At 37.8% G+C, this 25,454-nt stretch carries 21 protein-coding genes; 20 read left to right on the top strand and 1 reads right to left on the bottom strand.

Going from position 1 to position 25,454, the window contains the following annotated elements; translation table 11 throughout:
- The first annotated feature begins 95 nt into the window (after positions 1 to 95).
- From ACP3VS_RS02530 to ACP3VS_RS02510, 5 genes are all read left to right on the top strand, one after another.
- Positions 96 to 1,418, top strand: coding sequence for an MFS transporter (locus ACP3VS_RS02530; protein ID WP_012293033.1), 1,323 nt, complete (start codon positions 96 to 98; stop codon positions 1,416 to 1,418).
- A gap of 65 nt (positions 1,419 to 1,483) precedes the next feature.
- Complete coding sequence (locus ACP3VS_RS02525; protein WP_012293034.1) at positions 1,484 to 2,386, top strand: chemotaxis protein; 903 nt, start codon at positions 1,484 to 1,486, stop codon at positions 2,384 to 2,386.
- A 160-nt stretch (positions 2,387 to 2,546) separates the two neighbouring features.
- Positions 2,547 to 4,100: a Ppx/GppA family phosphatase gene (locus ACP3VS_RS02520; protein ID WP_036160877.1), complete on the top strand. Its 1,554-nt coding sequence runs from the start codon at positions 2,547 to 2,549 to the stop codon at positions 4,098 to 4,100.
- A complete protein-coding gene (locus ACP3VS_RS02515; RefSeq protein ID WP_012293036.1) occupies positions 4,090 to 6,246 on the top strand; it encodes an RNA degradosome polyphosphate kinase in 2,157 nt (718 codons plus the stop codon). Before ACP3VS_RS02520 ends, ACP3VS_RS02515 begins: the two co-directional genes overlap by 11 nt.
- Positions 6,247 to 6,275: 29 nt before the next feature.
- Entirely contained in the window at positions 6,276 to 8,282 is a 2,007-nt protein-coding gene (locus tag ACP3VS_RS02510; protein ID WP_198695125.1) for a putative bifunctional diguanylate cyclase/phosphodiesterase, read from the top strand.
- Positions 8,283 to 8,326: 44 nt separating this feature from the next.
- Here ACP3VS_RS02510 and ACP3VS_RS02505 read toward each other — a convergent pair whose 3' ends face one another.
- Positions 8,327 to 8,938, bottom strand: a complete 612-nt coding sequence (locus ACP3VS_RS02505) for a TetR/AcrR family transcriptional regulator (protein WP_426388344.1) — start codon at positions 8,936 to 8,938, stop codon at positions 8,327 to 8,329.
- A 237-nt stretch (positions 8,939 to 9,175) separates the two neighbouring features.
- Between ACP3VS_RS02505 and ACP3VS_RS02500 the strand changes: the two genes are divergently transcribed.
- From ACP3VS_RS02500 to ACP3VS_RS02430, 15 genes are all read left to right on the top strand, one after another.
- Positions 9,176 to 10,069 carry an NAD(P)-dependent oxidoreductase gene (locus tag ACP3VS_RS02500; RefSeq protein WP_198695128.1) on the top strand — a complete coding sequence of 298 codons (894 nt, stop codon included), beginning with the start codon at positions 9,176 to 9,178 and terminating at the stop codon, positions 10,067 to 10,069.
- A 13-nt stretch (positions 10,070 to 10,082) separates the two neighbouring features.
- Positions 10,083 to 11,603 carry a CoA-acylating methylmalonate-semialdehyde dehydrogenase gene (locus tag ACP3VS_RS02495; protein ID WP_036160881.1) on the top strand — a complete coding sequence of 507 codons (1,521 nt, stop codon included), beginning with the start codon at positions 10,083 to 10,085 and terminating at the stop codon, positions 11,601 to 11,603.
- Positions 11,604 to 11,667: 64 nt separating this feature from the next.
- Positions 11,668 to 12,984 carry a GntP family permease gene (locus tag ACP3VS_RS02490; protein ID WP_031418829.1) on the top strand — a complete coding sequence of 439 codons (1,317 nt, stop codon included), beginning with the start codon at positions 11,668 to 11,670 and terminating at the stop codon, positions 12,982 to 12,984.
- A 12-nt stretch (positions 12,985 to 12,996) separates the two neighbouring features.
- Positions 12,997 to 13,758, top strand: coding sequence for a 3-hydroxybutyrate dehydrogenase (locus tag ACP3VS_RS02485; protein ID WP_012293042.1), 762 nt, complete (start codon positions 12,997 to 12,999; stop codon positions 13,756 to 13,758).
- A 16-nt stretch (positions 13,759 to 13,774) separates the two neighbouring features.
- On the top strand, positions 13,775 to 14,959 hold the full coding sequence (locus ACP3VS_RS02480) for an iron-containing alcohol dehydrogenase (protein WP_426388343.1): 1,185 nt from the start codon (positions 13,775 to 13,777) through the stop codon (positions 14,957 to 14,959).
- Positions 14,960 to 15,112: 153 nt separating this feature from the next.
- On the top strand, positions 15,113 to 15,880 hold the full coding sequence (gene fadH / locus ACP3VS_RS02475) for a 2,4-dienoyl-CoA reductase (RefSeq protein ID WP_416277510.1): 768 nt from the start codon (positions 15,113 to 15,115) through the stop codon (positions 15,878 to 15,880).
- 63 nt (positions 15,881 to 15,943) lie between these two features.
- The gene (locus ACP3VS_RS02470) at positions 15,944 to 16,183 is read left to right on the top strand and encodes a hypothetical protein (RefSeq protein ID WP_008174117.1); all 240 of its coding nucleotides are present in this window, start codon (positions 15,944 to 15,946) and stop codon (positions 16,181 to 16,183) included.
- Positions 16,184 to 16,381: 198 nt separating this feature from the next.
- Entirely contained in the window at positions 16,382 to 16,822 is a 441-nt protein-coding gene (gene cbpB, locus ACP3VS_RS02465; RefSeq protein WP_012293045.1) for a cyclic-di-AMP-binding protein CbpB, read from the top strand.
- 68 nt (positions 16,823 to 16,890) lie between these two features.
- Positions 16,891 to 17,778, top strand: a complete 888-nt coding sequence (locus ACP3VS_RS02460) for a LysR family transcriptional regulator (RefSeq protein ID WP_012293046.1) — start codon at positions 16,891 to 16,893, stop codon at positions 17,776 to 17,778.
- Between the two features lie 166 nt (positions 17,779 to 17,944).
- Positions 17,945 to 20,338, top strand: coding sequence for a hypothetical protein (locus ACP3VS_RS02455; RefSeq protein WP_426388342.1), 2,394 nt, complete (start codon positions 17,945 to 17,947; stop codon positions 20,336 to 20,338).
- A gap of 2 nt (positions 20,339 to 20,340) precedes the next feature.
- On the top strand, positions 20,341 to 21,276 hold the full coding sequence (locus ACP3VS_RS02450) for an ABC transporter ATP-binding protein (protein WP_012293048.1): 936 nt from the start codon (positions 20,341 to 20,343) through the stop codon (positions 21,274 to 21,276).
- Positions 21,273 to 22,118: an ABC transporter permease gene (locus tag ACP3VS_RS02445; RefSeq protein WP_012293049.1), complete on the top strand. Its 846-nt coding sequence runs from the start codon at positions 21,273 to 21,275 to the stop codon at positions 22,116 to 22,118. Before ACP3VS_RS02450 ends, ACP3VS_RS02445 begins: the two co-directional genes overlap by 4 nt.
- Before the next feature lie 12 nt (positions 22,119 to 22,130).
- Complete coding sequence (locus ACP3VS_RS02440) at positions 22,131 to 23,564, top strand: hypothetical protein (protein ID WP_325881138.1); 1,434 nt, start codon at positions 22,131 to 22,133, stop codon at positions 23,562 to 23,564.
- Positions 23,565 to 23,575: 11 nt separating this feature from the next.
- Positions 23,576 to 24,571: an AAA family ATPase gene (locus tag ACP3VS_RS02435; protein ID WP_012293051.1), complete on the top strand. Its 996-nt coding sequence runs from the start codon at positions 23,576 to 23,578 to the stop codon at positions 24,569 to 24,571.
- A complete protein-coding gene (locus ACP3VS_RS02430) occupies positions 24,568 to 25,443 on the top strand; it encodes a DUF58 domain-containing protein (protein ID WP_031418833.1) in 876 nt (291 codons plus the stop codon). The genes ACP3VS_RS02435 and ACP3VS_RS02430 overlap by 4 nt, the downstream gene beginning before the upstream one ends.
- Positions 25,444 to 25,454 lie beyond the last annotated feature (11 nt).

Genomic DNA, 25,454 nt, shown 5'->3' with positions numbered 1-25,454 from the left:
ATATTGTAAATAATATTAATTTTCTTTAAAAAAAGAAATTTTTTATTACGGAAAAAAATTAATGGATTATTATAGAGAATGTAAGGGAGGGTTTTATGAAAAAGAGTTCAGCAATAGATGTTCAGCATCGAAGTCAGTTAGCAATTTACTTATCATTACCAATACTGTCATGGGCCTTCTATGATTTTGCTAATACAATTTTTTCTTCAAATATTAATACGATTTTTTTCCCGTTCTATATGGATGAGGTATTAGGGACAAATGAAGTTATGCAACAAGTAGCTAGTACATTTATTTCGTACGCGAATGCCATTGCTAGTTTATTACTTGTAGTATTCTCTCCGCTGTTCGGAGTATGGATTGATAACACTGGCTATAAAAAGAGATTTATTGTCTGGTTTGCGTCTATTTCCATTCTTTTTACGTTTATGATGGGGATCTTTGCGAACCTACAGACTACCACTCATTACTCAGGCGTCCCCCTTAGTTTATTTTTAGTCGTGGCAAGTTTTGTTATTGCAAAGTTTTTCTTTAATTCCAGTCTAGTATTCTATGATTCCATGATGGGAGATTTAGGAACGAAAGAAGAAATGCCGCTCATATCGGGCTATGGTGTTGCAATAGGGTATTTGGGTACACTTGTTGGACTTCTCGTTTATTTGTATGTTGGCAGCAGTGATTTTCATCGTGCATTTATTCCAACAGCAATTTTGTATTTATTATTTTCGCTGCCCTTATTTTTGATTAATAAAGATACACCAATACCAAAAGCACAGAGGAAGTCTTTAAAATTTTTAGATGGCTATAAGGAAATTATTCAAACCTTCAAGGATATGAAGCAATATAAGGCTATCTTTACTTTTATGATTGCTTATTTCTTTTTGAATGATGCTATTGCGACTACGATTGCAATGATGGCAGTTTATGCGACAGCCATTGTTGGGTTTAGTTCAGGTCAATTTATCATTCTTTATCTAGTCTCTACTGTATCAACGATTATAGGTTCTTTGGCATTTGGCTATATAACGAAATCAGTAGGAGCTAAGCGCGCCATTACTATGGTAGCTCTAATTATGATTGTCGCTTTAGTGTTTGCTGTATTTGCCAAAGCACAATGGATGTTTTGGCTTGCAGGTAGCCTTTTTGGTATATCACTTGGCTCTATGTGGGTAACGTCTAGGACCTATATTATTGAATTGTCACCCAATGAGAAACGTGGACAGTTCTTCGGCTTGTTTGCTTTCTCAGGGAAAGTATCCTCCATTATTGGGCCAGCCGTATATGGAACAGTTACATTGTGGATGAAGGATTATGGTACACTAGCAAGCCGTGTCGCACTATCGACGTTAATTGTAATGACAGTTATCGGCCTGTTGGTACATCTAAAAGTTAATGATAAAAATGGAAATAGCAAGTAGGAGAAATGTATTGCCTATGATACAATTGAATTATAAATTGAAGTAGAGAAAGGAGCGGGGTTGCATTGGAACATAAAGGAATATTATTAGAAAGTGGCACAAATGAGCTAGAAATCGTTGAATTTGAAGTGGCTAACAATAAATTTGGTATCAATGTAATTAAAGTAAAAGAAATCATTCAACCGATTCCAGTAACATTTATTCCACACGCGCACCCGCATGTAGAAGGAATCATTCAATTACGAGGTGAAGTATTACCAGTTGTGGATATGCTACGGGTATTAGGAATTCAGAGTACTGAGCGTAATCCACAACAAAAATATATTGTTGCTGAATTTAATAAGCAACGTGTTGTGTTCCATGTGGATAACGTGACACAAATTCACCGTATATCGTGGGATCAAATTGAAAAGCCTTCAGATATGTATCAAGGCGGAACATCACAAGTTATAGGTGTTATTAAACAAAACGAACAGATGATTCTACTACTCGATTTCGAAAGAATTATGGTGGATATTAATCCTGAATCGGGCATAAGTGTAGAATCTGTCAAAAAACTGGGCAAACGTGAGCGTACTGGAAAACGCATTTTAATTGCAGAGGATTCACCTTTATTACGAAAATTATTATTTGATACGATGAATGAAGCTGGCTATGACAATGTAGAATTCTTTGAAAATGGCCGCGATGCTTATGAATACTTAGAAGGAATAGCGAAGAGCGGTAGTGATATTGCAGAACATATTCAATTAGTTGTAACGGATATTGAAATGCCACAAATGGATGGGCATCATTTGACAAGAAAAATCAAAGAACATCCTGATCTTCAAAAACTTCCAGTTATCATATTCTCAAGTCTAATTACAGATGACCTTCGTCATAAAGGTGATCAGGTAGGAGCAGAAGATCAAATTAGTAAGCCAGAAATTGCAGAGCTCATCCTACGTGTTGACCAATTAATTTTGTAAAAATTGTGCCTTACATGATACTTCTCAATTTTAATAATGGGTATCCTGAAAGTATAAATAAATGAAAGTAAAGTCGGATGCCTTTAAAGGGTCCGACTTTTTGTATAGGTATACATATTGTGAACAAAATAAACTGAAGATGCTTGAAGGATGTGATTATTTGAATGAATTAAAAACAGCTATTATTGATATCGGCTCCAATACTATTCGCTTAGTGATATATCAGTATAACAATGAAGAGGGGCTTCATGAGCTTGGAAATATTAAAACGGTAGCACGTTTGCGTACATATTTACAGCCCTCTGGTGAGATGTCTAAAGAAGGTATCCATGTGTTAGCGGAGACCTTAGAAACATTTAAAGCGATGTTAGAAGATTTTGAAGTGACAGAAGTGAAGGCAGCTGCAACTGCTGCTATCCGCCAGGCGACCAACCGCGACCAAATAATAGCAGAAATGAAAGCTCGAACTGGCATCCAAATTGAGCTTTTATCAGAAGAAGAAGAAGCTTATTTTGGCTTTGTAGCTGTCGCTTTTTCCAGTGGCACAAAATCAGGAGTTACGATTGATATTGGTGGTGGAAGTACCGAAATTACACTGTTTGAAAATAAAGAAATTCAGCAATCACATAGTTTCCCATTTGGGACAGTTTCATTAAAGCAACGTTTTGTGAAGGGGGACATCATTAATAGCAGTGAAAGGAAGGAACTTATTGCCTTTTTAAAAGAGCAATTTCAAACCTTAACATGGATTCAAAATAGTGGTTTACCGATCATTGCAATTGGAGGAAGTGCGCGTAATATTGCACAAATTCATCAACAAAAACATGATTATCCCATTGCCAGTGTCCATGGATACGAAATGACAAAAGAAGATTTAGATGAATTAAGCTTATTTTTAGGCCAATTAAGTTTTCAAGAATTGAGGCAGCTTGATGGTCTATCATCAGACCGTGCCGATATTATTTTACCTGCCTTAGAAGTATTTAGAGTATTAATGGAGACTGTAGGAAGCAAGTCTTTCCAACTAACGAAGAAGGGATTACGTGAAGGACTAATTATCAAAAAGATCTTACAAACAGATAGCAATGCTTTTGATAAATATAATGTTTTTGACGGCAATGCCAGGCGGCTTGCTCGACAGTATGGTCGAACTGAAAATGAGGTCGATTATTTGATGCATTTAGCCGATCAATTGTATCGCGAATGTTGTCATTTAGGCTATTTACAATATAATGCGGAAGATTTGCAGTTAATAAGAAAAGCAGCAAAGGTATTTAATATCGGTGAATATATAGAACTAAGCTCTGCAAGTCAACATACCTTTTATTTGATTGCGAATCAATCTATTGATGGTTTAAATCACCCAGAAAGAGTCAAACTAGCCCTTCTAGCCTCTTATAAAAATAAAGATTATTTTGAACGATTCGCTGCCCCATTCGCTACTTGGATGAATCGTGAGGAGTATCGGAAAATAAGAGATTTTGGAGCGTTATTAAAATTTGTCTATGCTTTAAATGTCTCAAAGCGAAATGTTGTACATGCAATTGATATGCATCCAGAGGAAGACTATGTACAGCTCAATATTTATATAAAGAACAATGCAGCAGCTGAAAAATATCAAGCTAATCGACATAAAAAACATTTAGAGCGAGCATTAAAAATCCCAATGACAATCAATTTTATTGAAGAAGGATGGAATAAGGATGACAACTGAAATAACGAATAATGAGCTAAATGAGGAAGAGTTTTTAGAAAATCATAGTCGTTTACTAGAGGAGATTGCGAAGCCTCAGTACTATAATAATCGAGAGTTAAGTTGGCTTGCTTTTAATGAGCGTGTATTAGAGGAAGCGGAGGATGTGAATAATCCTCTGCTAGAGCGTTTGAAATTTTTAGCTATATTTAGTTCAAATCTAGATGAGTTTTTTATGGTGCGTGTGGCAGGCTTACAAGATCAAGTTCGTGCAGGGTTCCATAAGGCTGAGAATAAATCTGGGTTAACACCAAAAGAACAATTAGCGAAAATTGCAGAACGTACACAAGCTTTAGTGCGTCGACAAACTGAAGTATACCGCCATTTAATCTATGATTTATTACCACAGCATAATGTACATATTGCAGACATGAAAGATCTAAATAGCACACAAAAAGCTTTTATTAACGAGATGTTTGCAGAAACTATATTCCCAGTATTAACACCTGTAGCAGTAGATGCGTATCGTCCCTTCCCGACATTGCTTGGGAAAACACTAAATTTACTAGTCCTATTAGAGCAGGATGAATCAGATCTTGAAAGTCGTGAAAAAGTCGCAATCGTTCAAGTTCCATCTGTTTTAGATCGATATATCAAAGTGCCTACTGAAGAAGGTAAAACAGTCGTTGTACTACTGGAGGATGTCATTGTAGCACATATTGAAAAATTATTTTATGGCTATAGTGTAAAATCAGCGCAAGCCTTCCGTTTAACGAGGAATGCGGATTTAACGATCCACGAAGAGGGTGCAAGGGACCTTCTCGTTGAAATTGAAAAAGAGTTGAAGAAACGAAAGTGGGGAGTAGGAAGCCGTCTAGAAGTTCGAGTTGGAGAAATGAATGAGGAAGTGCTTCTATATTTATTAGATGAATTTGAAATTGAAGAAAATGATGTTTTCCATATTGATGGTCCTTTGGATTTAACCTTTATGTTCTCTTTTGTAAAAGGTATAGCTGTTGGCCGTGAACATCTTGAATATGAAAGCTTCATCCCACAGCCACCTTTAGATTTACAATCTGACGAAAATATTTTTGAAAAAGCATTAACACAAGATATCTTTTTCCATCATCCATATGAATCATTTGCACCGATCGTTGACTTTGTCTCAGAGGCAGCAGTTAATCCGAATGTATTAGCAATTAAACAAACATTATATCGAGTAAGTGGCAATTCACCAATCATTCAAGCACTGAAACTGGCTGCTGAAAATGGCAAACAAGTAACAGTTTTAGTCGAATTAAAGGCTAGATTCGATGAAGAAAATAATGTGCATTGGGCAAAACAACTAGAGCAAGCAGGCTGCCTTGTTATTTATGGGATGAACAATTTAAAAACACACTCCAAAATTACATTAGTCGTTAGTCGTCGAAATGGAAAAATTGAACGCTTTGTTCATCTTGGCACAGGAAATTATAATGATGCCACTGCAAAAATTTACACGGATATGGGCATAATAACGACAGATAAAGAATTTGGGATTGATGCGACAAACTTCTTTAACTATTTAAGTGGCTATACAGAAAAACCTACATTTAATCACTTGGTTGTGGCACCATTTGATATTCGAGATGAATTTATTCGTTTAATGGATGAAGAAATTGCTTGTCATAAAAAATATGGGAATGGTTTTATTCGAGCTAAAATGAATTCATTGACAGACAAAGATCTTATGATGAAGCTATATGAGGCTTCGATTGCTGGGGTAAAGGTAGAACTTATAATACGTGGTATTTGCTGTATTAGACCGGGGATTCCTGGCATTAGCGAAAACATTACTGTAACAAGTATCGTTGGTCGTTTCCTTGAACATTCCCGAATCTATTGGTTCCATCATAATGGTGAGAATAGAGTATATTTATCTTCAGCTGATATGATGACACGTAACATGATTAAACGTGTAGAAATTTTGTTCCCTGTATATGCAAATGAAGCAAAAACTCGTATTATTGACATTATGAATACACAATTAATGGATACTGCTAAGGCTCGTATTCAAGACTCCAATGGTAAATATCATTATAAAGATTTTGATCGTAGTGAAGATCCGCTGAATAGTCAGGAGATTTTCTTACAAGATGCATTAAAGCCTACGCTAGACGAAGAATAGAGCAAACACGCTACTTAGTGAGGGATAGAATGAAAAAATATAGAGAGAGTGTAGCGCCATTTGCAGAATATCAACAGCTCATTCAAATGAATCCGTTTGATGCAGTCGTCTGTTTGAGAATAGTTGATAAAAAGAGGTTCGAGGTCGTTGATTTTAATGATAAGCTATTATCATTTATGGAGCTGCAGGATAAAGCAGCGACGAACGCTGAACGTTTTTTTACCAAGCAATGCTGGCTGCAGTTGTCGAATTTTCTAAACGAAGAAGTCCAAACACAGCATGTCCTGAAATTAGGTACCGGTTTTTATGAACGAGCATTTGCTCTTCATATACAACATTTTTCTCAATCCATGGTTGCAGTTATTTTGAGAGAAACACAAGTAGAAGAAAAACCTTATTTACAATACGTGGAACAACATGTAAGTCCGGTACTGACGGTAGATTTACAAGGCCGAATTATTCATCAAAACATGGCTGTTACGTCAGAAATTTCTAGAGACCAGCAGTGCTTAATAGGACGAGATATTTTTTCATTATTGGACAGTAAATATAGTAAAGAATTTAAATTATTATTTGCCAAAACAATTGAAGGTTCAGCTTTTGGTATGCCAAAATGCTTATTTAAGGACCAATTATTAAGTAAAGAGCCTTTTTACTTAAGAACACACCCAACCTATTATAATGGGGAGGTTATAGGGGTTCATTTATTTGTTAAAGATGCAAATTCATTTCTGAATGATCATGAGGCATTTTATTACCTAGCGTTAATGGATGAATTAACTGGCATTTGGAATCGTAAGGCATTCAAGGAGCATTGGTTACATTATCTAAATGACAAAAAGCAAGAGCACAAGCAAGCAGCCCTTATTTTAGTGGATATTGATCGTTTTAAAAAATTTAATGAATCCCTAGGTGAAAGTAAAGGGGATGAGCTCATGCGTATGTTTAGTCAAAGACTTAATGAACTTTGCTATTCAAAATGTGCCCTTTATCGTTATAACAGTGATGAGTTTATCTTTGTACTAAAAGATGCGACTATTCAAAAAATTGAGCATACCGCCAATGCTATTTTGAATGTTTTAAAACAGCCATTTATGATAGATGGACAGGAATATTTTATTAGCGTTTCAATCGGTATATCCCTTAGTCCAGCAGATGGCAAGGATTTAGAGACACTTGTAAGGAAAGCCGATAAGGCATTATTTTCTGTTAAAGAGCATGGGCGATCTCACTATCGTTATTATCGTGAAGATATGACGGCGATTTTCCCAAATGAAGCTTTAATGGAGGCACATTTACGACGTGCTATTGAATTTAATGAGCTTAGTCTGCATCTCCAGCCTCAGATGGACTTAACAAATAATAGCATCAATAGCTTTGAAGCTTTATTGCGATGGAATAACCGTAAATTTGGTTTTGTTTCCCCTGCGCAATTTATACCTATTGCAGAGGCTTCAGGATTAATTATTGAAATTGGTGATTGGATTATTGACGAGGTTTGTCGTCATCAAAAAGAATGGCAATCTAAGGGCTACCGTCCTGTGCGCATAGCTGTCAATATTTCACCAAAACAGTTTAGGAAAGAGAACTTCGCACGAAAAATAAAGGCCGCATTAAAAAAATACGAGGTGCCTGCAGAACTTCTGGAGGTAGAAATCACAGAAAGCTCGATGACAAATGTTCATGAGACATTTTCGATTCTTACAGAGTTAAAGCAATTAGGGGTTTATGTGTCAGTAGATGACTTTGGAACCGGCTATTCTTCATTAAGCTATTTAAAGCGTTATCCAATTGATATTATAAAAATCGATCAATCGTTTATTCGGGATATCGCTAAAGATGACAAAAATGAGGCCATTATTAAGGCCATCATTTCGATGTCTCATAACTTAGGGTTAGAGGTAATTGCCGAAGGAATTGAAGAGCCCACGCAAGTTGATTTTCTCAAACGTCACCGTTGTCAAAAGGGACAAGGTTATTTGTATAATAAACCACTACCAGTTGAAACCATTGTACAAAAATATTTCGTCAGCTAGTTAAAAGTAGCACTCATCACTCAACGGATGAGGTGCTACTTTTTTTATTTGACACTTTTAAGACCGTTTAACACAATAGCTGTAAATCGGTTCATCTCAGCTGCCAAGTCAAAGTTTTCGTTATGGATTAACCAATCATAAACATTGGCACGCATACAACGCTGTATGATGGCCTGTATTTCAGTAGCTGATAAATCCTGTCTAAGTTCACCTTGTTGTAGCCCTTCCTCAATATATGTATTCATGATTTGAAATATCTTCCGCTCGGGATTGATTAAATAATGATCCTGTTTTACTTGATTTGTCATTGCAGCAGTATACACAGTGCGTAACAGATCCTTTCCTACAACATTCATTAAGTATTTCATTTGTTCTTGATACACTAATAAAATTTTTTCACTTGCTGGCAATGTATGGTCTATATTTTTTTCTAAAGTACTATAAAAATGATCCAGCTCTTTAAATTTTTCTAAAATAACGTCATATTTAGAGGGGAAATGTGTATAAAATGTACCCTTGGAGACATGACAAGCATTGGTAATTTGTTCCACAGTAACATGTTCAAATCCGAATTTATTGAATAAATCTAGGGATGTTTTTAATAATTTATCACGAGTTTCTAATGCCTTTTTTTGCCTGCTTGTTAGTGATTCCATAGTGGCAAATTACCTCCGATTTTAAGTATTGTAAAATATTTTTTAAATTAAAAATTCAGAAAATATAAAATTTTTAATTGACGAGATGGATTTATTTTGATTATGATTTAATTGACCGAAGTCACTGACTCAGGTCAATTAAAGGTATCTCGTTATTAATGTTACGATAAAAAACTGTTGTTGGCTAGTGACTATCCAGCACTATTGCTGAATTTTCAAGGATTGGGGGATATCCAAATGAATAGAAAATTAGGTTTTATCGGCTTAGGAAATATGGGGTTACCAATGTCTATTAACTTATTAAAGGCAAACTATGAAGTGTATGGCTTTGATACAAATACGAAGGCAATGGAGCTATTTACAGCAGCTGGCGGTATAGGTCTTGAATCAACAAAGGAAGTTGCAAAGCAATGTGATGTGATAATGACTAGCTTGCCCACACCTCAAATAGTTGAAATGGTGTATCAAACAGAAGAAGGCATTATACAGCATGCTAAGAAAGGTGCCTTACTCATTGATTTTAGTACGGTCAATCCCGATTTGAATGATTCGTTACATAAAGAAGCGAGTGTGTTGGGATTACGCTATTTAGGAGCACCTGTAAGTGGTGGTGTCATAGGGGCTATAAATGCCTCCCTAACAATAATGGTCGGTGGTAGCAAGGAAGATTATGAAAGTGCAAGCCGAATATTCGGAATAGTGGGTAAAAATATCTATCACCTAGGTTTGTCCTCAAGTGTAGGTACGCGTCTTAAATTATTAAATAACCTAATGATAGGGTTTTACACAGAGGCTGTAGCTGAAACAATTGTACTTGGTGAAAAAATGGGGATTGATGGAGATACGCTATATGAGGTATTAAGTAATAGCTACGGTCAAAGTCGGATTTATGAGCGTAACTATATGGAATATATGAAAAATAATGATTATGCACCTGGATTTTCAACGAATCTTTTATTGAAAGATTTAAAGCTAGCAAAGGAAATGGCTGATGAAGCTGGTGTATCTCTTCGAATCGGCGAAAAATTAGTGGAACTTTATAGCGAGATTGCTCAGCAGGGCTATGGTGAAAATGATATGTCTGCAGCTTATTTAAGCTTAAAGGATACATGTAAAATAAAACAATTATAAGGAGGAAATGATGATGACGACAGCTCAAGAGGTTAAAACATTAACGCATTTTATTGGTGGACAGTTAGTTGAAGGAAGAAGTGGAAGATTTGGTTCTGTATACAATCCAACTACCGGTGATATTATTGCAAAAGTGCCATTGGCAACTTTTGAGGAGACAAGAGAGGCAATCGAGCAGGCTCAAGCAGCCTTTCCATTATGGCGTGATACATCCGTGGCTAAACGTGCAGAAGTCGTCTTAAAGTTCCGTAATCTTATTACTGAGAATATGGAGGAGCTATTACAAATTATTTGCACGGAAAGCGGAAAAACGTTGGAAGATGCCAAAGGCGAAATTACACGAGGTCTTGAGTCTGTTGATTTAGCTATTGGTGCCCCACATCTCATGAAAGGGGAATACTCTGTGAATGTTGGAGGTCAAATAAACGCTTACTCAGCAAAATATCCTCTAGGTGTAGTAGCGGCGATTTCACCTTTTAATTTCCCAATTATGGTGCCTTTAGCACAAACGAGTATGGCTATTGCGGTAGGGAATGCAGTTATTTTAAAAGCATCTGAACGTGTGCCAATGACCGCTTTATATGTTAGTAAGCTGTGGAAAAGAGCGGGCTTACCAGATGGGATATGGACTGTGATAAATGGTGATAAAGATGCAGTCAATGAACTTTTAGAGAACCCAACCGTGCAAGCGGTTTCATTTGTAGGTTCTACACCGGTTGCCAAGTATATTTATGAAACAGGTTCTAAGTATGGAAAACGTGTAACAGCACTTGGCGGTGGAAAAAACAATATGGTTGTCATGCCAGACGCAGATCTTGAACAAGTTGCAAACGCCTTTATTGGGGCAGCCTATGGGGCAGCGTCTCAGCGTTGTATGGCAATATCCACAATCATGCCTGTAGGCAAAGATACTGCTGATCGACTAGTGTCGATATTAAAAGAGAAGATTACTAATCTGAAGGTAGGTCCATATACAAATCCTGATTCAGATTTTGGTCCAGTTATTTCTCAACAATCAAAAGAAGCAATACTCGCTGCAATTGATCGTGGAGAATCCGAGGGAGCGTCCATTATTTGTGATGGTCGTGTTTTGGATATCGTTAAAGAGTCAAAAGGATTCTATGTAGGTCCTACACTTTTAGATCATGTAAAGCCTGGTATGGAAATTTATGAGCAGGAAGTATTTGGTCCTGCTCGTAATGTTGTACGCGTGGACTCTCTAGAGGAAGCCATTGAACTAATTAATAAGCATGAGCTGGGAAATGGTGTCACTATCTTTACAAATGATGGATTAGCAGCTCGTAAATTCACAACAGAAATAGATGTCGGCATGGTAGGGGTGAATGTGCCAATTCCTATTCCGGTTGGCTACCATAATTTTGCTGGTTTTAAAGGCTCTCGTTTTGGTGAAGGGCATATGTTTGGTCCAGATCAGGCGCGATTTTTTACTAAAACAAAGACTATTTCAGAACGCTGGATGGCAAGTAATACTTCCACTGCGTCTACATTTGCATTCCCAAGCAATAACGACTAATACCTATAAAGAGCTGTAGCGTTATACAGCTCTTTTTCTAAAAATGGGGAGGGGTGGGATGTCTATGTTGGCGTACATTGGTCTTTTTGGTAGCTTAGCATTATTAGTTTATTTAACAATGAAGGGCGTTAATTTACTTATTTCAGCACCGTTAACCGCACTGTTAGCTGCTTTAACTAATGGTTTAGCATTTTTTCCTCAAACTGCAAGTGAGAACCAAGCCAATTTTCTAACAAGCTATATGGATGGATTTACTGGGTTCGTTGGTTCTTGGTATTTAATGTTTATGGCAGGTGCTATTTTTGGGAAAGTCATGGAGGATACAGGAGCAGCGGATAGTGTTTCAACATGGATTATTCAAAAAATCGGGGTGAAATATGCAACATATGCGGTTGTGTTAGCAGCAGCGGTCCTTACTTATGGGGGTGTTTCTGTTTTTATCGTAGCATTTTCTGTTTATCCGATGGCTATCAGTTTATTTAAACAAGCGAATTTTCCACGACGCTTTATCCCCGCTGCACTTGGTCTAGGCTCAGTCACTTTTACGATGACGTCAGCTGGCTCACCTGAAATTCAAAATTGGATTCCCATTCAATATCTTGGAACGACACCATATGCAGGATGGCAAGTTAGTATTATTGTCGCTATTTTTATGGCTGTTGGTGGTTCTCTTTGGCTGAATTGGATGATTAAACGAGCTGTAAACAATGGAGAAATATTTATAGAACGCTCGACAGATCCAATAGTTGATGAAACGCGGAAGCTTCCCAGTCCGCTACTTAGTCTAATACCATTGCTAGTCGTCTTAGTGATTTCTTATGTTTTCCATAATTCGCTTGGAACTTCTGCTTTAATTGTTGCTTTGACAAGTGGTTGTATTGTCGCCTATTTAGTGAGTTATAAGTATGCCAAATCCGTTGGAGCAACATTAGCAGCGGGAGCAATGGGTGCCATTATTGCCATTGCTAATACAGCGGCTGTAGTAGGATTTGGTGGTGTCGTAAAAGCAACGCCATCCTTTTTGGCTACCGTAGATGTCATGACAAATATCCCTGGCAGTCCGTTAATTGGAGGAGCCCTAGCTATTGCTGTCATTGCAGGTTTGACTGGTTCTGCATCTGGTGGTCAAACCATTGCGATGCCTTTGCTTGCACCCCACTATATTGACATGGGGGTAAATACAGAGGCTTTGCATCGGACAATTGCCATTTCATCAGGATCACTTGATTCATTACCACATGGTGGTTATGTGGTCACTACCATTAATTCAGTCTGTAATGAAAAGCACAAGGACGCCTATATGCCATTTGGAGCGTTGACGGTTATTATTCCAACTATCGGCACAATAATAGCTATTATCTTATTTTCAATAGGGATGTAGGAGGAATGTTGTATGCAAGGAAAAACAGTGTTCATTACTGGAGCAGCTCGTGGCATTGGTCTTTGCATGGCACAAGCATTTACCGAGCAAGGGGCAAATGTCGTCATTACGGATAAAAATGAACAGCTTTTAAGAGAGGCTGTTGGAAAAAACCCCTCCTTAACGGCTTATACATGTGATGTGACAGATGAAGAAGCCATAAGAGAGGCAATTAATTGGACAATCAATCGATTTACAACGTTAGATATTTTAATCAATAATGCCGGATTTCAACATGTCTCGCTTATTGAAGACTTTAAGACTGAAATTTTCCAAGACATGCAAAAAGTAATGGTGGTTGCTCCATTTATTGCGATGAAATATGCATTCCCTCATATGAAGAAAAATCAATGTGGTCGTATTATTAATATGGCCTCTATTAATGGAGTGATTGGATTTGCTGGAAAGGCCGGTTACAATGCGGCGAAGCATGGTGTCATTGGTTTAACGAAGGTAGCTGCACTGGAGGTAGCGAAGGATGGCATTACGGTAAATGCGATTTGTCCAGGATATGTGGATACAGAATTAGTTCGTCATCAGTTTAAAGATTTAGCGTTAACTAGAGGAATTCAAGTAGAAGAAGTACTTGAAGAGGTACTCTATCCTCTTGTACCTCAAAAGCGTTTACTTGATGTTTCAGAAATTACAGGGCTTGCTTTATATTTGGCAAGTGATTTAGCTAAAGGGTTAACGGGTCAGGCAATTCTTTTAGATGGTGGCTATACAGCTCAATAGTGTAGGAGGGAGAAAAATGATTCAAACAAAAACAATCTTTACTGTTCATTCACCTGGAACGATTGTTTATGGGCGTGATTCCTTTGAAGAGGTGGGTGAGTATGCTAAAAAACTCGGTACCAAAGCGCTTATTATTAGCGATCCCATTATGGACAACTTAGGCTTTGTGAAGCAATGTAGTAGCTTGTTAAACACAAATGGAATAGAAGTTTCCTCATACCTTGGGGTAGTAACTGAGCCGGATGACACGTATGTAGAGGAAGGCCTACAGCTTCTTCTGCAAGAAGGCTGTGATGTCATCATTTCTGTTGGAGGTGGAAGCTGCATTGATACAGCAAAGGCAATTGCAGTGGTGGCTACTAACGGTGGCTACATAGGAGATTACATGAAAATGGCAAAAATTGCAGCGCAAGCGCCAATCCCACATATTGCTATTCCAACAACAGCTGGAACAGGTTCTGAAGCAACAGATGCTACTGTTATTACCAATACAAAGAGTGAAGTCAAAATGATGATTAAACAGCCTGCCTTTATGCCAACGATTGCCATTGTTGATCCTATTTTAACGATAACATCACCGCCTGCAATTACAGCGGCTACAGGGATTGATGCCTTAAGCCATGCCATTGAAAGTTATTTGTCACGTTTAGCCCACCCATACTCAAATGTACTTGCTCTTTCTGCCATGGATTTAATCATTCATAACATTATGAGAGTTTATGAGCAAGGTGATGATGTAGATGCGAGAGAAGCTATGTCATTAGGTTCCATGCAGGCAGGCCTATCTTTTTCTAATGCTTCGGTCGCGTTAGTACATGGGATGTCTCGTCCAATAGGTGCGTTGTTCCACGTACCCCATGGTATTTCCAACGCGATGCTTTTGCCAGCCGTTTTAGAATTTTCAAAAGAAGCTTGTATAGATCGGTTAGCAGTTTTAGGAGAGTTCTTTCATAAAAGCAATGAAATATTATCACAAGAGGAGCTTGCTCAGTTAGCCATTTCTTCCATTAAGGAAATATGTAAACTTTTGAATATAAGTAATTTAAAACAGTGGGGCATAGAGGAGGCAGCTTATTATAAGGCTATCCCTAAAATGGCTGAAGATGCGATTGCAAGTGGTAGTCCTAGCAATAACCCGAAGATACCGACAAAAGAGGAACTAATGGAGCTATATCATATAGCTTATACTTATGAATTCTAAAAAATTTGCGAGCTATTCATTATTGTGGATAGCTCTTTTATATTTTTTATAGAAATTAAAAGGAGTGAAAAGCAGAATTAATATGACATATTCGAGAAAATATAGTAAAATTTTAATGAATAACCATTCATTTTTAATAAAGGGGGAAATGGAATGTTGCAGGGGAAGACAATTGTCATTACAGGTGGATCAAGTGGGATGGGCCTTTATATGGCGAAGCAATTTGTTGCTGAAGGAGCAAATGTTGTTATAACAGGGCGCAACGAAGAACGTTTAGCAGAGGCAAAAAAGTTTATTGCAGAGGCTGGCTCAACTATTGAAACTTTTCAAATGGATGTACGAGTACCAGAACATGCAGAGGCGATGCTAGAGTTTGCTATTGAAAAATTTGGACAGGTTGATGGTCTTGTTAATAATGCGGCAGGTAATTTCATTGTACATGCTGAGGATTTAACACCTAATGGTTGGAAGGCAGTTGTAGATATCGTGTTAAATGGTACGTTCTTCTGTTCTTCAGCTGTCGGTAAATATTGGATAAAAAATAAAATTAAGGGCTCTATTTTGAATATGGTGGCTACTTATGCTTGGAATGCAGGAGCTGGTGTGGTCCATTCAGCTGCGGCAAAAGCTGGAGTATTATCATTGACGAGAACATTAGCAGTAGAATGGGGAAAGCAGTATGGTATCCGCGTCAATGCAATAGCACCAGGACCAATTGAACGGACGGGTGGAGCAGATAAGCTTTGGGAATCGGAAGCAGCTGCTGCGCGTACATTAGATTCTGTTCCACTAGGACGAACGGGTACACCTGAGGAAATAGCTGATTTAGCAACATTTATGATGTCTAATAAAGCAAGTTATATGAACGGAGAATGTGTGACATTGGATGGTGGCCAGTGGCTCAATCAATATCCATTCTAAAAATGTTTGCATAATGGAGAGCTGGATTGACGCATACTAAGGGAAAAGAAAGGAGTTTTGACAATGGGTATGTGGTTAATACCAGCTCTAATTGCCATGATAATTATTTGTGTTATTTCGTTTGTATCCACGTTGAAAATTGCAAAGATGACTTCTGAACGGAAGTCTGAAAAGGATACTCCGATTTCAGAAACGGTTGAAGAGTATGCAACGATGCTCAATCCAATCGTATGGGTATATCTGATATTTTTACTCTTTTTAGGGATCATGATTTTTTATTACTGGAGTAAGGCTGGCTATTAGAAATAACGCATCCTCAATCAGAGATGAAACACTTTAACTGATTGAGGGTGTACTTAGTTTTTGTTGAATGATTCAAAATAATTCGTTATTCCTGAAAAACTCTTCCCGTCCTGATCATGGTCAGACATAGAAAAGTTGTGATATGATGAAAGGGAAGGACTGTTCTGCACAGCCAGGACAGAAAAGGAGAAGAAGTTCATGATTTCAACTAACAGCAAAGACTTATTAGCAATGCCAATTAGTGATTTTATCATTTCCTCTGAAAAAGTTGCACATGTACAAAGTGGTAATAGTGCAGAACACGCACTCCTTGTACTAACGCGGACAGGATATTCGTCCATTCCTGTATTAGATATGAAATATCGACTTCAAGGTTTACTGAGCATGAAAATGATAACGGAATCGATTCTAGGACTCGAACATATTGAGTATGAAAAGCTTCCTGATATTAAAGTTGACTCTATTATGGAAAAAGAGATCGCTGTATTAAAATTGTCAGATACATTTCAGCGAGCTTTGGATTTAGTTATTAACCACGCATTTTTATGTGTAGTGGACGAAGATGGTACATTTGCAGGGATATTAACAAGACGTGTTATTTTAAAGCAATTGAAAAAATATATTTATCAAAAAGAGTAGTAGTTTAAGAGGGAGCTCATATGAAAGTCATGAGGCCCTCTTTGCTTGTATTGGAGGTTTACAGATTGATGGCAACAGAGGCAGAGATTTTAAAAATTTTGGCTGAGGAACGCAATATGCGGAAAGCAGCTGAACGTCTATTTCTATCCCAACCAGCCCTTTCTCAACGTTTACAAACCATTGAAAAGGACTGGGGTGCACAATTATTTATTCGTTCACAAAAAGGTTTAACAGCAACACCTGCTGGTGAACAGGTTATTGCCTATGCAAAGGAAATGCTAGCGAAAAAGGAAGAAATATTTGAAACGATTCAATCTTTAACAACAAAGGTAAATGGGACATTGAAAATTGCCTGTGCGTCCATTGTTGGACAAAACTGGTTGCCTAAAATCCTAAAGGAATTTGTATCTAAATATCCTGATGCAAAAATATCGCTTATGACGGGCTGGAGTTCTGAAATTGTGAAAGCACTTTATGAGGGCGAGGCACATATTGGAATTGTACGAGGTCAGGTAGATTGGAAAGGGGAAAAGATTCACCTTTTCAGAGACACTCTTTATTTAGTGGATAAGGAATTGAAGACAATTGAAGATGTACTGACGACAGATCGTCCATTTATTCAATACAAAAGTGATTCGAACTACTATCAGGAAATTCAACAATGGTGGCAGCAACACTTTGCTCAAAATCCCAGAAAACAAATTTTAGTAGATCAAATTGAAATTTGTAAACAGATGGCTTTAAATGGAATAGGTTATGCTATACTACCATCCATCACATTAAATGATCATGATGAAATTCATAAAATACCTTTAACAAACGATGAAAAGGAATTTGGGATTACACGAGATACATGGCTTATTGGCTATGAATCATCTTTTGAATTGCGTCAAGTAGAGGCATTTGTAGAAGTAGTGCAAGACCATGCACGTTGTTTGTTTGACTATACAAAATAAAAAATAAGGCAATTCCAGTCTATTAGGGGATTGCCTTTTCGTTTTGGCTCAGTGATTTCTTAAGAGTTTATGAATATTGATGAAGATATCATAAGAAATGGAACAAAATGCAATTTAAATCGTATAATTATGTAACCATCTACTTACATAAAAAGGGGTTGAGCTTTTGAAAAAGACAAAAATTACGGCACTGACTTTATTAGTAATGCTGATGATGAGCTTTCTGTTGCCTTCCACACAGGCGCAAGCTGCTGCACCATTAGAGGTCAAAGCAACAGCAGGCATTTCAGGGAAAGCTAAATATCAATCAGTTGTGCCCTTACAAGTTACAGTGAAAAATAACGGTGCAGATTTTTCTGGAGATATGGCAATAAATTCCTCTAATTCCTATGAAGCAGCATCCGCACTTGTCGTTCCAATTGATATAGCAGCTGGAGAAGAGAAGACATTTACCTTCTATCTAGATGGTTTAGCTGACAATGGATATTCGGACGCAGATTTATTTGCTTTTTATGAAGGAAATATTGAAAAAGGAAAAAAGATTGCCTATAAGGGGACTAAGCGTCTACAATCGAATTTTTTAGATCCTACATCAACATTTGTCTATACATTGACAGATAAAAGTGATCGACTATCAGCACTTTTACGTTTATCATCATTTGTTCCTCAAAACAATGTAGAAATATTTAACATTAATCAATTAAAGGATTATACATTCCCAGAAGATGAACAAGGACTTGCCATGGCAAATGTCATCGTCGTAGATGAAGTAGCAATAGCCGACTTAGCACAAAAACAACAAGAGGCATTGCTGAAATGGGTACAAGATGGGGGTACATTACTTTTAGGGGCTACTGATCAAGTGGATGCCACAGCAGGGGTTTTTAAAGATTATTTACCAATGTCATTATCACAAGAGACGACATCTATCTCTGCAGAAACATTAACAAAATTATCGGGCGGTGGTATTTTTACGCAGCCAATTTCGATTCATACAGCTACTAATCTTGAAGGAAGTTTACCGGTATTATCGGAGAATAATGTTGTACTAGCTTCGAAGAAAAAAATTGGCGGTGGTGAAATTATTCAAACAGCCTTTTCTTTAGGAGATCAGCCGCTTGCTTCAATGGATGGCTATGCAGCCCTTCTAGCAAAAATGATCGATATTCAAAGTATTTCGCAGCATGGAATGATGAATCAGGGCCAATCCCCTCTCGATCAAATTTCTTATGAGCTTCGTAGCATAAATGAATTATTCCCGTCCTTTGAAGTTTCAGTAAGCTATATGCTTATCGTCATTATTCTTTATATTATCATCATTGGCCCAGTTCTTTATTTTGTTCTGAAAAAAGTAGACAAGCGTGAGCATGCATGGTGGATTATTCCCGTGTTCTCAATCGTTCTTTCGATTGGTCTTTTCATTGTTGGAGCAAAAGACAGAATTGTTCAGCCACAAGTACAACAATCCGCATTTTATAAGGTCAATGAGGATAGTAGTTTGAATGGGTATTATGTTGAATCAATCTTAACGAATCGTAGCGGGGATTTTATCGTTAATACGGATAAAAATACAACGGCAGTTGCGATGAGAAATTATAATAATTTCACAGGTACTGTGGGTGATTTACATGAATCTTCTTATATTAAAGAAAATGCCAACGGTTCAACGTTAACATTACGTGATTTAAATTATTGGTCTGTTCAATCATTTGGAGGGAAAACATCAGCTCAAAATATTGGGAAAATGGATGTTGATATCACATTGAAAAATGAAAAGCTGACTGGAACAATAAAAAATAATTTCCCATTTGTATTAAAAGACGTCACGTTAATTTCTGGCGTGAAAGAAGTAAAGCTGGGTGATATTAAAGCAAATGGAACTTTGCAAGTAGACAAGGAATTGAAGACAACGGTACTTCAAAAGCCATCTGTTTTTAATAATTACAACTACAGTTACCCATCTCAGAAGGATGAGGTAGATCCAATGCGTGTTGAACGAATGAAAACATTAGCATTACCACTTGTAGAGAATGATAGACAGCCAATACTTACAGCATGGACAGATCAAGCGATAGTAGGGGCTGAGCTTGAAACAAGTGCAAATATGTCTCCAATTACAATGCTTGTTCAACCGTTTAAAGGGAAAGTGGAACTATCAGGACCATTTACAATGAAACGCAATAATTTCACGTACTCATTAAACTCACTATCCGCGAGTGGATATTTCGATAAAATCGATGAGGAATTGAATAACTGGTATCTATCTGATGGTTTATACGAATTAACAATGGCAATGCCTGATCAATTTATGGACGCTGTGGAATCACTTAATGAACTAACCATTTCTAATAAGGATGTTAAACGTATGCAGCTGTCGATATGGAATAATGCCACAAATATGTATGAGCCATTAGTTGATACAAAGCAAGTGTTTACAGATAATATTAAAAATTTTATTAATCAAGATAGTGAAGTTCGACTTGAAATTAAGTATGGTCCAGATCCAACTGGTGAACAAACGAAATTACCTGAAATAGAGCTGAAGGGAGTGGCAAAATAATCATGATTGAAATTCGTGACCTAACGAAAAGATATGGCTCCTTTACGGCACTGGATCATTTAAATTTGTCCTTAGAAGAAGGCATCGTGTTTGGCTTTGTTGGTGCTAATGGAGCGGGTAAATCAACAACATTTTCTATTTTAGCGACATTACTGTCACCGACATCAGGTGATGCGTTGATAAACGGTAAAAGTGTTGTTAAGGAACCGAAAGAAGTACGCAAGCAAATCGGGTATATGCCTGATTTCTTTGGTGTTTATGACCAGCTAAAAGTAGATGAATATTTAGATTTTTATGGAGCTAGCTACGGTATTCAACTAGCAGAGCGCCAAGTGCTGATTCCACAGCTTTTAGAGCTTGTAAATTTAACGAGCAAACGTTATGAATACGTTGATTTATTATCGCGTGGGATGAAGCAGCGTTTATGTCTTGCACGTGCACTTATCCATGATCCTAAAGTATTGATTTTAGATGAACCTGCGTCAGGATTAGACCCTCGCGCCCGTGTGGAAATGCGAGATATTTTACGGAATTTAAAGTCTATGGGTAAAACCATCTTAATCTCTTCTCATATTTTGCCTGAGCTTGCTGAAATGTGTGATGAAATTGGCGTCATTGATAATGGCAAATTAATTGCACATGGAAATGTTGCTGCCATTCAGGCGCAGTTACAGGGAGAAAAGCGTATCGTCATGAAAGTAACAGATCGTATACACGAAGTACGTGCATATTTGGAAGAAGATCCCCATATTTCATCTATTGATGTCCTTGAGCATCGTCTAGAAATAGCCTTTAATTATCGTGGAACAGATGCAGAGCAGGTAGCATTACTGAAAAAGGCGATACTTGCAGATTTACCTATTTATGCGTTAAGTGAGGAAGAGAAAGATCTAGAGGATGTCTTTATGGCGATTACGAAGGGAGCGGACAGTCAATGATGGAAAGATTTTATAATCCAGTATTTGTGAAAGAGTTAAAATTACGATTCCGTTCTTTTAAAAGCTTCTCAGGATTAATGTTTTATTTAGCGGTACTTTGTATTTTCATTGCAGGTTTTTTATTGCTTACCACTGAATTTACTGGCAAGGGATTCTTTAAACCAGAAACAAGTTTTATGATGTTTGCTGTATTAACCATTTTACAAATGGCATTAGTTCTTTTTATTACTCCAAGCTTAACAGCAGGAGCAATCAGTAGTGAGCGTGAAAAACAAACCTTGAATATTTTGCTAACAACGACACAAAGCTCTACACAAATTGTTGTTGGTAAATTATTATCATCGGTGTCGTTTCTAGTTTTAATGCTTGTAGCAGGATTACCATTATATAGTTTAGTGTTCCTATTTGGTGGGGTTTCACCTTCCCAGCTTGTTTCTATATTTTTATTCTATTTAGTTACTGTAGTAGCAATAGGTAGTATTGGTGTCATGTTTTCAACTATTACGAAAAAAACGATTGTTGCCATGATTGCCACATATGGTTCTATTATCTTTTTAGGTGGGATTACAGCGTTTTTCTTCTTTTTAACAATGGCTTTCCATCAAATGGGTAATGCTGTAGGTGCAAGTACCTCCTTTATGACTTATTTTTGGGCTTCAATTAATCCAGGTGCCCTAATGCTGACGCTGATTTCACCTGAGATGGGAAATGCGTTAGCTGAACTTTCAGGAGTGGAACTACCTGTGTGGATTACTTATTTAATCGTTTATGTATTGATTATTGTACTTTGTTTAACAGTTGCCATAAAAAAATTACGTGCCAACATGAAAAGTAACCGATGAGGAGGAATTATTATGGAGCGTCGTAAGCAATTACGAAAATATATTCAGCGTGCAAAGTCGAGTTTAACACTTGAAAAAAGCATTCCTATTGCACAATATGGTCTGTTTTTGGCATTGCTTTCGAGTGCTTCTCTCGTTCTTATTTCAAGATTATTTGTCTGGCCCTATTACCGCCAAATTGCGTTGGCTATCTTTGTTACACTTATTATTGCAACGATCGTTTACATCTGGTGGAGACGTGTCAAAGAGAAAGAAGCTTTGCATACATTGGATCACTATTTTTCACATAATGAGTTGGTTACAGCTTTATCATTGAAAGACGATCAGGACCCACTTGTTCAAGCATTATTATTAAAGGCGATACAGAATGTTGAACAGGCTTTCATAAGCTTTAAGGCTCGCAAGAAAAATTTGTTTCGACCAAAGGCGTTTATTGGACTATTTGGCACTGCTGTCGTCCTAGCAATTCTTTATATGTTCCCGGCAGCGACTCAAATAGAAGCGATTGAAGTTGAAAAAGAGCAAGCTGTAATCGACGATATGAAGAAGGAAGTTGCGGAGCTGGAGAAAAAAGCGCAGACAAAAGAAGTGAAAGAGCAATTGCAAGAGCTTCAAAACACGCTTAAGGAAGCAGAAACAGCTGAAGAGGCACTCCGCGAAGTGGTGAAGAAGCAAAAGGAGCTTGCTCTTAAGGAGCAGCAATTAAAGGATAAACAAACGGCAAGTCAAGACGGAGCTACCGATGAACAAGGCTTATCGAAAAAAGAAGTTGAGCAATTGAAGGAACTTGCACAAATGCAGCAACAGCTCACACAAAATGCAAATGCCACACAAACAGCTATGAGTAAACTTGGTAAACCAGCGAGTAATTCCTTACAAAATGCAATTGCAAGTGCTAATAATGCTGGCACTAACAATCAAAATAATAATCAACAACAAGGTAGTCAGCAGTCATCTGGTAATTCCCAGCCAAGCAATCAGCAAGGGCAGACGAGTCAGTCTGGTCAAAATAATGCTCAAAATGGTTCCCAACAACAAAATGGTAATAGTCAAGGACAAGGACAGGGACAAGGACAGGGTCAAGGACAAGGACAGGGACAAGGACAGGGACAAGGACAGGGTCAAGGACAAGGACAGGGCCAAGGACAAGGACAGGGACAAGGTCAGGGCGCAGGTAAAGGTCAAGGTGGTCGAGATTTATTAACGACACCGAATCGGATTGGTGGGTCAAACGAGACATCCGTGGATGGTGGAGCATTAGGAGATGGCTCTCATGTCTCTGAGCAACAGGGGAATGGTCCGATAACAAAGGGCAGCATTCGACCGTATGAAGAAATAATTGGTTCTTATAAAGACAGCTATTTAGAAAGCTCAGAGCGTTTACAATTACCGAAGGATTTACAAAATGTCGTGCAATCTTATTTCACGTCAATTGAGTCGCAGTAGGAGGAAATGAAATGGCATTTACAGAGCAACAATATGTAGAAATGAGTACAAAATTACAACAAGTAAAAGATGAAATTCATCGTTTTATTGTAGGGCAAGAAGATGCGATTGATTATACTTTGTATGCTGTACTAGCAGATGGTCATGCATTATTAGAAGGTTTACCAGGCTTAGGGAAGACGATGTTAATTCGTACAATTTCTGAAGTTCTTGACTTATCGTTTTCACGTATACAATTTACACCGGATCTTATGCCGGCGGATATAACTGGGACAAGTATGATTGAACGCACCCCAGATGGTAAACAACAATTTACGTTTCAGCCTGGCCCTATTTTTAGTCAGATGGTGTTAGCAGATGAGATAAATCGCGCTACACCCAAGACTCAAAGTGCTTTGTTAGAAGCAATGGGAGAAAAAACGGTAACGATTTTGGGCGATACAAAAAAAATGGCGAGACCATTTTTCGTGTTAGCGACTCAAAATCCGATTGAAATGGAAGGCACATATCCGTTACCTGAAGCACAGATGGACCGTTTCCTTTGTAAAATTCTTGTCCCCTATCCGGAAAAAAATGAGCTAATGGAAATTATGAAGCGAACGACAGGTGCTCAGGAAATTGGCTTACAGAAACTGATGAATACAGAGGCTCTAATAGAAGCCCAGCAAATGGTGAAGGAAGTGCTGGTTGCTGATGAAATGCTTGAATTTGCAACCGATTTAGTAGTGGCAACGCACCCAGAAAGATCTGATGCTCTGGACGAGGTCAAGCAATATGCGATGTATGGCAGTGGACCTCGTGGTTTGCAAAGTTTAATAAAATTAGCAAAAGCTAGAGCGCTGATGAATGGTCGGTTCCATGTTTCAGTGGCTGATATTAAATCAGTAGCAAAACCTGTATTACGTCATCGGATGCTATTGAACTATGAAGGGGAGGCTTCAGGAAAAACAGCAGATGATGTCATTGATGTTATTTTAGAAAAGGTTCAACAAGGTGTTAGCAAGTGACAGCCAACTACTTATTGCCCGAAGACTGGTTAGCGAAAATCAGTCGTTTTCAAGTAGCTACTGCCTCCAAGCTACGCGGGCAGCATAAAGGCTCGCATCGTTCACAGCGCTTTGGGGCATCCCTCGATTTTTCGGATTTTCGAGAATATCATTTAGGTGATGATGTACGACAAGTGGATTGGAACGTCTTTGCCCGAACGGATAAATACTTTATTAAAAGATTTTTAGATGAACAAGAAATGCGCGTACACATCCTACTCGATACCACAAAATCAATGAGCATGGATGCCAAGTGGACTTTTGCTCGTCAAATAGTGGCATCCCTTGGTTTAATGGTACTTGGTAGAGACGATCGTTTATCTTTTTCATTTTTACAAGATGAAACGAAGCCTCCATTTCGTCGCAAGGGCGCCATGTATCGCCGAGCATTTTTACAAATAGTAACAGATATAGAGGAAGCGAGTTATTCGAATCCTTTTGCACAGGGTGCCTTAAAGGCTTTACCAAAGGATAGTACAGTGTTATTTATTGTTACAGATGGTCTAGAGTCAATTGAAGAATGGGAGCAACTTTTAAAAAGGCTACCACGCTATGCTGGCGATGTACGTATACTACAAATAGTGACGGAAGAAGAACTATCACCAAATTATTCAGGGGATGTGCGTCTTCTTGATCGTGAAACAGGTAATGAAGTCAATGTGACAATGTCCACTAAAGTACTAGAAACCTATCATGCAAGACGTTTATTACATGAAGAAGAGTTTGAAGCTATTTGTCGTCGTTTCGGCATTCGAAAATTACAATTGAAGGTGGAAGATGGTTTGCAACAGGCAATCTTTCAGCAATTATTAAAAGCACATTGGATTAGGTGAGGTGAGCCGTA

Origin of the sequence: Lysinibacillus sp. VIII_CA (assembly GCF_049943995.1) — a bacterium.
GTDB classification, from domain to species: Bacteria; Bacillota; Bacilli; order Bacillales_A; family Planococcaceae; genus Lysinibacillus; species Lysinibacillus pinottii.
Note: the sequence above shows the minus strand (reverse complement) of the source record. Positions and strands in the feature narration are given on the sequence as shown.

Excerpts from the sequence above, each read along its gene's own strand:
- ACP3VS_RS02450 (WP_012293048.1), top strand. The coding sequence starts at position 20,341 with ATGATTGAAATTCGTGACCTAACGAAAAGATATGGCTCCTTTACGGCA.
- ACP3VS_RS02490 (WP_031418829.1), top strand. The coding sequence starts at position 11,668 with ATGTTGGCGTACATTGGTCTTTTTGGTAGCTTAGCATTATTAGTTTAT.
- ACP3VS_RS02460 (WP_012293046.1), top strand. The coding sequence starts at position 16,891 with ATGGCAACAGAGGCAGAGATTTTAAAAATTTTGGCTGAGGAACGCAAT.
- ACP3VS_RS02470 (WP_008174117.1), top strand. The coding sequence starts at position 15,944 with ATGGGTATGTGGTTAATACCAGCTCTAATTGCCATGATAATTATTTGT.
- fadH (WP_416277510.1), top strand. The coding sequence starts at position 15,113 with ATGTTGCAGGGGAAGACAATTGTCATTACAGGTGGATCAAGTGGGATG.
- ACP3VS_RS02530 (WP_012293033.1), top strand. The coding sequence starts at position 96 with ATGAAAAAGAGTTCAGCAATAGATGTTCAGCATCGAAGTCAGTTAGCA.
- ACP3VS_RS02445 (WP_012293049.1), top strand. The coding sequence starts at position 21,273 with ATGATGGAAAGATTTTATAATCCAGTATTTGTGAAAGAGTTAAAATTA.
- ACP3VS_RS02495 (WP_036160881.1), top strand. The coding sequence starts at position 10,083 with ATGACGACAGCTCAAGAGGTTAAAACATTAACGCATTTTATTGGTGGA.
- cbpB (WP_012293045.1), top strand. The coding sequence starts at position 16,382 with ATGATTTCAACTAACAGCAAAGACTTATTAGCAATGCCAATTAGTGAT.
- ACP3VS_RS02505 (WP_426388344.1), bottom strand. The coding sequence starts at position 8,938 with ATGGAATCACTAACAAGCAGGCAAAAAAAGGCATTAGAAACTCGTGAT.
- ACP3VS_RS02500 (WP_198695128.1), top strand. The coding sequence starts at position 9,176 with ATGAATAGAAAATTAGGTTTTATCGGCTTAGGAAATATGGGGTTACCA.
- ACP3VS_RS02435 (WP_012293051.1), top strand. The coding sequence starts at position 23,576 with ATGGCATTTACAGAGCAACAATATGTAGAAATGAGTACAAAATTACAA.
- ACP3VS_RS02485 (WP_012293042.1), top strand. The coding sequence starts at position 12,997 with ATGCAAGGAAAAACAGTGTTCATTACTGGAGCAGCTCGTGGCATTGGT.
- ACP3VS_RS02440 (WP_325881138.1), top strand. The coding sequence starts at position 22,131 with ATGGAGCGTCGTAAGCAATTACGAAAATATATTCAGCGTGCAAAGTCG.
- ACP3VS_RS02515 (WP_012293036.1), top strand. The coding sequence starts at position 4,090 with ATGACAACTGAAATAACGAATAATGAGCTAAATGAGGAAGAGTTTTTA.
- ACP3VS_RS02480 (WP_426388343.1), top strand. The coding sequence starts at position 13,775 with ATGATTCAAACAAAAACAATCTTTACTGTTCATTCACCTGGAACGATT.
- ACP3VS_RS02510 (WP_198695125.1), top strand. The coding sequence starts at position 6,276 with ATGAAAAAATATAGAGAGAGTGTAGCGCCATTTGCAGAATATCAACAG.